This window comes from Protofrankia sp. CiP1_Cm_nod4 (assembly GCF_982290645.1).
Map to the genome: position 1 here is coordinate 79803 of NZ_CEVIVC010000001.1, position 7389 is coordinate 87191.

A 7389-nucleotide genomic window follows, 5' to 3' on the forward strand; every position below is an offset into this window, starting at 1 on the left:
GAGGATCTGCGCCTGCTGGGCGACGTGGCCGCGGCACGGGACCTGGACGAGGACACCCTGCGCCGCCACCGCCAGCTGTTCGGCGACGACCACCCGGCCACCCTGCGCTCGATGAGCAACCTCGCAGCCGACCTGTGGGAGCTCGGCGACACAGCCGGGGCGGAACAGCTGCGGACGCAGCTCCACAAGCGGCACACCCTGCCCGGCAGACAGCCTGCGCTGTGACGGGCCAGAGCCGCACCAGGGTCAGCCGGTGAGGCGCACGGGCAGCTCGGTCATGCCGCGCACCACGAGATTGGGCCGGTAGACGGGAGGATCGGCGAGCAGTTCGATCGTCGCTGCCCGACCCGCCAGCGCCCGCAGCGCGACCTCCATTTCCAGCCGGACGAGTGGCGCGCCGATGCAGTAGTGCAGGCCGATGCCGAACGACATGTGCCGGTTCACGCTGTTGCGGCCCGTGTAACGGGTCAGGTCCAGCCGATCCGGTTCGTCGAAGGCATCCGTGTCCCTGTTCGCCGACCCGAACATCACCATGACACTGTCACCGGGCGCGAAGGTGTGCCCGGACAGTTCGATCTCCCGTGTCGCGACCCGGGTGGTCAGCTGTGACGGGGCGTCGTAGCGCAACAGTTCGTCCACCGCGGGTGCGGCGAGGTCGGGGGTGCCGCGCAGCAACGCGAACTGGTCCGGGTTGCGCAGCAGGGCGAGCACCCCGTTGCCCACCAGGTTCACCGTCGTCTCGTGACCGGCCACGACCAGCACCACCAACGTGGCGAGCATCTCGTGGGCGGTGAGCCGGTCACCGGCCGCCTCGACCGCGGCGAGAGCGCTGATCAGATCGTCCTGTGGCTGGGCCCGGCGCCGCGCGATCAGAGCGCCGAAGAACTCGATGAACTCCCGGGCCGCGTCGGTGCGGGCGGCGACCTCCTCCGGCGTGAGCAGCACGTCCGGATCCAGGCCACGGGCGATCCCCGCGGACATCCGCCGGACGGCCGGGTGGTCTTCGGTGGGAACCCCGAGCAGCTCGCAGATCATGGTCAGTGGCAGGGGGTAGGCCAGCGCCTCGATCAGGTCGACCTCACCGGCGGCCACCGCCTGGTCGATCAGCTCGTCGACGACCTGCTCCACGCGGGGTCGCAGGCGCTCGATCGTGCGGAGCGTGAACGCCTTGCTGACCAGCCCACGCAGCCGGGTGTGGTCCGGCGGCTCCATCCACAGGAACGACGCGGGCAGGTCCAGGATGTCACTGCCCGGATGCAGCAGCTCGGGCTCCTCCGCATGGCTCCACACCGGGTTCTGCAGGACGGCGTTGCAGTCGGCGTACCGCGGGACCAGGCGCAGGCCGAGCGGTCCCGGTGGGAACGGGCCGGCCGCGCGCAGTATCTCGTAGCTCGGGTACGGGTCATGCCGCCACTCGGGGGCGAAGGCGTCGAGCACCGCCTGCCCAACGGCGGAATCCCCGGCCGCGGGCTCCCTGGCCACAGGTACTCCGACCACGGGCTTCCCGCCGGTGGGGGTGGCCCCGGTGACGTCACGCGTGATAGTCGGCCCAGCGCTGGGATCCACGTTCGGCTCCTCCCGGAAGATGACGGCCCGTGCGCCACGCCCCGGTCGCCAGAAATTCCGGGGCACGGGGTTTCCCCGCGTCCGCATCGAAACCTTCCCGAATTCCATCGGAACCTGTCGTCCGGGTAGTGAACAGACCATAAACCATCCGCCAAGAACACTGGAAGAAACCGGCGGAAAAGTGTTCCGTATCGGCCGATCGTGATTTCCGATTTTCCGATGGGCCGGCCGGTGCCGGGTACCGGCCGTACCGCCGGCGGCCGTCAGGATCCGGTGCTACAGCGGATGTGCCCCCATGCCTGCCCGTCCCTCGCAGCCGTAGGTCACAACCGCTGTTATCACAACGCTTTCTACCTACGGCCTGCACGCTTGTAGGTGGATTTCGTCGTCATGGCAGCGGTTTTCACCTACGGCCGACGGGTGTCGGGTGTCGGGTGTCGGTGAACGCGGCACAGACCCGGAGCGCGGGGCCAGGAGTGTCAGGAGCCGGCGATCTCGAGGACGAGTTTGCCGGTGTTGCCGCCGGAGAAGAGCAGGAGCAGCGCCTCCGGGAAACGTCCGATCCCGCCGGGGAGGATGTCCTCACGCGCCCGCAGCGAACCGTCCGCCAGCCAGGTGGCCAGCTCCGCCGTTGCCGCCGGATAGCGGTCGGCGTAGTCGGAGACGAGCATCCCCGTCATGGACGCGCGCTGGATCAGCAGCCACCGGTAGTTGCGCGGCCCGCTGACCTGTGTGGTCGCGTTGTACTGCGAGATGGCGCCGCAGATGACCACCCGCGCGCCGCGGGCGAGGTGGGTGAGGACGGCGTCGAGGATGTCGCCGCCGACGTTGTCGAAGTAGATGTCGACGCCGTCCGGCGCGTGCGTGCGCAGCGCGTTCTCGACATCCTGCTCCTTGTAGTCGATGGCCGCGTCGAAACCGAGCTCGTCGACCAGCCAGCCGCACTTGCGCGCGCCACCGGCGATACCGATGACACGGCATCCCAGCCGTCTGGCGATCTGGCCCACCACGCTGCCGACGGCGCCGGCGGCCCCCGAGACCACCACGGTGTCGCCCGGCCGGGGACGCCCGACGTCGAGCAGCCCGAAGTAGGCGGTCAGGCCCGGCATCCCGAGCGCGCCGAGGTAGGTCGGCAGCGGCGCCCGGCCGGGGTCGACCGTGGCAACGCCCCGGCCGTCGCAGAGCGCGTACTCCTGGACCCCGAACGGCCCGGTGACATGGTCGCCCACGGCGAACCCGGGATGGTTGGAGGCGACGACGCGGCCGGCCGCATAGGCGCGCATGACCTCCCCCAGCGGCACCGGCGGGACATAGGAGCGCGCCTGGTTCATCCAGCCCCGCATGGCCGGGTCGAGGGAGAGATAGCTGATCTCGACGAGGAACTCACCCTCGCCGGGGGCGGGGACCGCTGTCTCGACCTGCTCCCAGTCTCCGGGGGCGGGCAGGCCCACCGGACGGGCCGCGAGACGGATCTGCCGGTTGACGGCCTTCAAGGTCCACCCTCCACGGGACGACGGCGCTCGGTACGGCAGCCTCGGTAGGGGCAGCCCTGGTACGGCGGATGCCGGATGCCGGATGCCGGATGCCGGGCAGCCACCGCCGACGGTAGCGCGGCTACGGCCCGGCGGGGGGCCGCTCGGCGAGGTAGCCGTTGCGTTCCAGGAAGGCCAGCAGTGCGTCGGCCGCGTCGGCGGCGTCCACGGGGCCGACGATGGTGGGCGGTTCGTGCGCGGCCAGCACACCGGTCAGCTCCATCAGACGCTGCCGGGGGGTGCCCGACGGCGGCGGGACGACCCTGGTCCGCGGCCGGAACGGACCCGCCGAACGGACCGTGACGGCAGCCGCCAGGTCGCCGTCGGCGGCCGCGGCGACGGCTGCCGCGTCCAGCACGGGTATCCCGGCGCGCTGTGCCGCCAGGGCCGCCGGCAGGGACGCCCGCCGCAGCCGGACGCCGGCGCCCTCGACCGAGCACACCGCCGGCGGGCGTACCCGCAGCCGCTCCCGCCGGCCGCCGTCGAGACGGCGCTCGGCCAGCAGCGACCCGCCGTCGACACGCAGGTCGACCAGCCCGAGTGCCTGGGCGGCGCCGAGCTCGTGCGCGAGCAGCGCGGGCAGCGCGCCCGTGCCCCGGTCCGGGGAGCGGTCGCCGCAGAGCACCAGCGCCGGCTCCCCGACCGTACGGACCGCGGCGAGCAGAGCGCGGGCCAGCGCACGCTCGTCCCGGCCGAGGTCGTCGAGGTAGTGCGGGGCGGGGCCGAGCGGCTCGCCGGCATGCCGGGGATCGTCACCGTGACCCGGGCCGTCGGCGTGCGACGCCGGCCCCACCCCCGGTATCGGCGCCGGCCACGGCACCCGCAGCGCCCGCGCGCCGAGCGCGGCCGCGGCGCGCAGCGTCTCGTCGGCGGCGGGCGGGCCGGCGGCCACGGCCAGCACCGGCCCACCCCAGGCCTCGGCGATCCGCAGCGCGTGCTCGAGGGCGGCCCGCTCGGCCGGGCCGATCCCGGCGCCGCGCGGGTCCCGGGTGACGGCCCCGGTCAGCGGGTCGACCTCCGGCCGCAGGTCGGTGTGGCGCAGGCACACGACAACGAGCGGCGCGGCCGGTGTCCCGGCCACTCCCCCGGTCTCGGCCGCTGTCCCGGTCACCGCCCCGGCCGGAGGCTCGGCCGGTGTCCCGGTAACGGCCGGTGTCCCGGTAACGGCCGGTGTCCCGGCCACGGCTCCGGCCGGTGTCTCAGCCGGTGTCGTGAGTGTCGGTTCGGACGGCTGTGACGTCATGGCGCCGTCACCCCCGCCGGAAGACGACGCCCTGCCCGCCGTCCGGGTAGGTCCATCTGATCGCGTTCTCGCTGTTGCAGATCATGTAGCAGGTCCCGCACTCGAAGCACTGCTCGTAGTTGAACAGGATGCCGCCGTCGGAGGTCGGGGCGAACAGGTTGGCCGGGCAGGCGGTCACGCACGCCTTCGTGGTGCACGAGCGGCAGACGTCGGAGTCGACCACGATGTGGGCCCGCTCGCCGACCCGGAAGTCGACGGTGGCCATCCGGTCGTCGAAGGAGAGGTCGTGCCAGCGTTCGCCCGTGGCGGCACCGGCCGCACCGGCCGCACCGGCCGCACCGGCGGGGCCGGCGGGGCCGGCGGGATGAGCCGGGCCGGCCGGGTCCGCCGGGCTGCCCGTGGCCGCCGGGACGGTTCTGGCCGGTGCGGCCGCCGGGGCTGCCCGGCCGGGCCGGCGGCGGTCCCTGACGAGGCCGAGCGGCAGGCGGCTCATCGGAACACCCGGCCGATCCGGGCGGCGTCGGCGGCCAGCTCGCGCAGGCTCACGCCGTTGCGCCTCGCCGCCCGCCGCAGCAGGCGGGCGAGGCCGGGCTTGGGCGTCGGGTTCGTCACGGTGAACACCCCTTCGGCGATGTCGGTGATCAGGCCGGGATACCGCTGCTGGATCCGTTCGGAGAGGATCACCTCGGGCGCGCCGCGCAGCCGTTTGTGGTCGGCCAGCACGAACTGGCCCGCCAGGTCGGACCGGTAGGAGGCGAGCCCGGCCGAGGAGACGTCACCGGCGGTGACCGCCCGGGCGGCGGCCCGGCCCGCGGCCAGCCCCGAGCCGATGGCGAAGTTGACCCCCTCCAGCCAGATGCCGGCGGCGAGCGTCATGCCGGCGGCGTCGCCGGCGAGGAGCAGCCCGTCGGCGTGCAGCTTCGGCATCGCGTCGTAGCCGCCTTCGGGGATCAGATGGGCGGAGTACTCCTTGACCGTCGACCCGCGCAGGTAGTGCGCGACGGCCGGGTGCGTCTTCACATCGGCGATGATCTCTTCGGGACGCACCTTCGCCGCGGCCAGGTGCGGCAGGGAGAGCACCACGCCGACGCTGACCGTGTCCGCGTTGGTATAGAGGAAGCCGCCGCCGGGGATCCCGCGGGTGCAGCCGAGCATCTCGATGTCCACGCCCTCGGTGCGGCGCACCCCGAAGCGCTCGTCGATCACTTCCCCGGGCAGCGCCAGCACCTCCTTGACGCCGAGGGTGTGGTGCGCGGCGTCGGCCCGCGGCAGCAGGCCGGCCTCCTTCGCCAGGAACGAGTTCACCCCGTCGCAGGCGATCACGACCTTCGCGCGCAGGTCGCCGTCGGCCCGGTCGGTGCGCACGCCGACGACCCGCCCGGCGGCGTCGCGCAGCAGCCCGGTGGCCACGGTCGAGGTGATCAGCCAGGCGCCCGCGGCCACGGCCTTGCTCGCCAGCCAGCTGTCGAAGTCCGCCCGGTAGGTGGTCATCCCGTTGTAGGGGGCGGCACCCCAGTCCTCGCTGCGGTAGTCGATGGACAGCGAACGCGTCGGCGTCATGATCATCTTTGACCGGCGCACCACCCAGCGCTCCACCGGCACCTCCTCCCACCAGGCGGGGAGGACCTCGTCGAGGACCCGGCCGTAGATCACACCACCGTAGACATTCTTCGACCCGGGGAACGGCCCCCGCTCGACGAGCGCGACGGACCGGCCCGCCCGGGCCAGCTCGAGCGCGGCGGACGACCCCGCCGGGCCGGCACCGACAACGACCGCGTCGAAGGACAGCACGGGCCGGCCGGACGACGCCGGTGACGCCGACACCGCGGGCGCCGGGGGCCCCGGGGACGTCGTGGGCCCCGTGGGCGTTGCCGATGACACGGCAGGTGTTGCCGTCACGGCCGGACCTCCTCGGGGACGGGGACGCCGAACCGCCGGGCCAGCTCCACCAGCAGCTCACGGGCGTCGGTGACCAGGCCGAGATCGGCCATCGCGGTCATCGGGCAGGACGGGTCGGTGTTGACGCTCACCACGTGCCGGGGGGAGCCCAGCCCGCTGACATGCTGGCTCGCGCCGGAGATCCCGAACGCGACGTAGAGCTCGGGGCCGACCGTCACCCCGGTCGTGCCGATCTGGCGGTCGTAGCCGATCCAGCCGGCGTCACTGGCGACCCTGGTCGCCCCCGCCGAGGCGCCGAGCGCCGCCGACACGGCGGCGAGCAGGCCGAACAGCGCCCGCCCCTGGCCCGCGCCGGACCCGGTGGGCACCAGCCCGGCGCCGCCGCCGACGACCCGGCCGGCCTCGGCGAGATCCATCGTCGCCGGATCCGGCTCGAGCACCTCGACGACCTCGACATCACGCGCCCAGGCCGACACGGCCGACGAGGACAGTGCGGCCGGCAGCCGCGGCAGCGGCGGCAGGGGCAGCTCCCGCGGGCCGGGATGCCGCCCGGCCGCGGGCACCGCACGCACGCCCGGCAACAGGGTCGCCACCGCGGGCCGCGCGCACTCGACCGTGAGCAGCAGCCGGTCGTCCAGCCTCGGCAGCTGCGCCCGTACCACCCCGTCGGCGTCCCGCCGGACCGCGACGGCGCCGGCGAGCAGCGGGCGGTCGAGCGCGGCGGCCAGCCGCGGGGCAAGGTCACGGCCGTCCGGGGACGCCGGCAGCAGCAGCAGCGGGACGTCCGCGAGCACGCCGACGAGCACCCGGGCGAGCGCGCCGGCCCGCAGCCCGGGGCCGGTGTCGCTCCACCACAGCGCCGACGCGCCCGTGACCGCCTGCGCCGCCTCCTTGGCCCCGCCGCCGATGATCAACGCCTGCCCGTCGGCCTCGGCGATGCTCTCCTCGGCACCCAGCGGCAGGACCCCGCCGCGCGCCACCACCACGGCAAGCACCGCCCCGCCCGGAACGGACCGCCCTTCTCCCACACCCTCCGCGTTCACAGCTCCCGGTTCACTCCGACGGCCACTCCCTCCGCGGCCATCCCCGTCCCGGGGACGACCACTCCACTCGCGCCCGTCTGCGTTCACAGCTCCCGGTTCACTCCGA

Annotated in this window: 7 protein-coding genes; 1 reads left to right on the top strand and 6 read right to left on the bottom strand. The window is 74.0% G+C overall.

Annotation, left to right across the window (positions count from 1 at the left end):
- The coding region (locus AC5LSR_RS00315) for a tetratricopeptide repeat protein (RefSeq protein ID WP_493468047.1) at nt 1-225 on the top strand (225 nt) is incomplete at its 5' end.
- A 21-nt stretch (nt 226-246) separates the two neighbouring features.
- On the opposite strand, the gene AC5LSR_RS00320 is transcribed toward AC5LSR_RS00315, so the two are convergent.
- The 6 genes from AC5LSR_RS00320 to AC5LSR_RS00345 all read right to left on the bottom strand — a co-directional run bounded on the left by AC5LSR_RS00320 (nt 247) and on the right by AC5LSR_RS00345 (nt 7226).
- Nucleotides 247-1566 carry a cytochrome P450 gene (locus tag AC5LSR_RS00320; protein WP_493468048.1) on the bottom strand — a complete coding sequence of 440 codons (1320 nt, stop codon included), beginning with the start codon at nt 1564-1566 and terminating at the stop codon, nt 247-249.
- A gap of 479 nt (nt 1567-2045) precedes the next feature.
- Nucleotides 2046-3059 carry an NADP-dependent oxidoreductase gene (locus tag AC5LSR_RS00325; protein WP_250286234.1) on the bottom strand — a complete coding sequence of 338 codons (1014 nt, stop codon included), beginning with the start codon at nt 3057-3059 and terminating at the stop codon, nt 2046-2048.
- Nucleotides 3060-3180: 121 nt separating this feature from the next.
- Entirely contained in the window at nt 3181-4209 is a 1029-nt protein-coding gene (locus AC5LSR_RS00330) for a mycofactocin-associated electron transfer flavoprotein beta subunit (protein WP_493464309.1), read from the bottom strand.
- Nucleotides 4210-4348: 139 nt separating this feature from the next.
- The gene (locus AC5LSR_RS00335; RefSeq protein ID WP_493464308.1) at nt 4349-4834 is read right to left on the bottom strand and encodes a ferredoxin family protein; all 486 of its coding nucleotides are present in this window, start codon (nt 4832-4834) and stop codon (nt 4349-4351) included.
- Nucleotides 4831-6240, bottom strand: a complete 1410-nt coding sequence (locus AC5LSR_RS00340; protein WP_493468049.1) for an FAD-dependent oxidoreductase — start codon at nt 6238-6240, stop codon at nt 4831-4833. Before AC5LSR_RS00340 ends, AC5LSR_RS00335 begins: the two co-directional genes overlap by 4 nt.
- Nucleotides 6237-7226: a mycofactocin-associated electron transfer flavoprotein alpha subunit gene (locus AC5LSR_RS00345; protein WP_493468050.1), complete on the bottom strand. Its 990-nt coding sequence runs from the start codon at nt 7224-7226 to the stop codon at nt 6237-6239. Before AC5LSR_RS00345 ends, AC5LSR_RS00340 begins: the two co-directional genes overlap by 4 nt.
- Nucleotides 7227-7389 lie beyond the last annotated feature (163 nt).

What these genes read in the sequence shown, in the direction of transcription:
- AC5LSR_RS00335 (WP_493464308.1), bottom strand. Translation starts at nt 4,834, where the DNA reads ATGAGCCGCCTGCCGCTCGGCCTCGTCAGGGACCGCCGCCGGCCCGGC.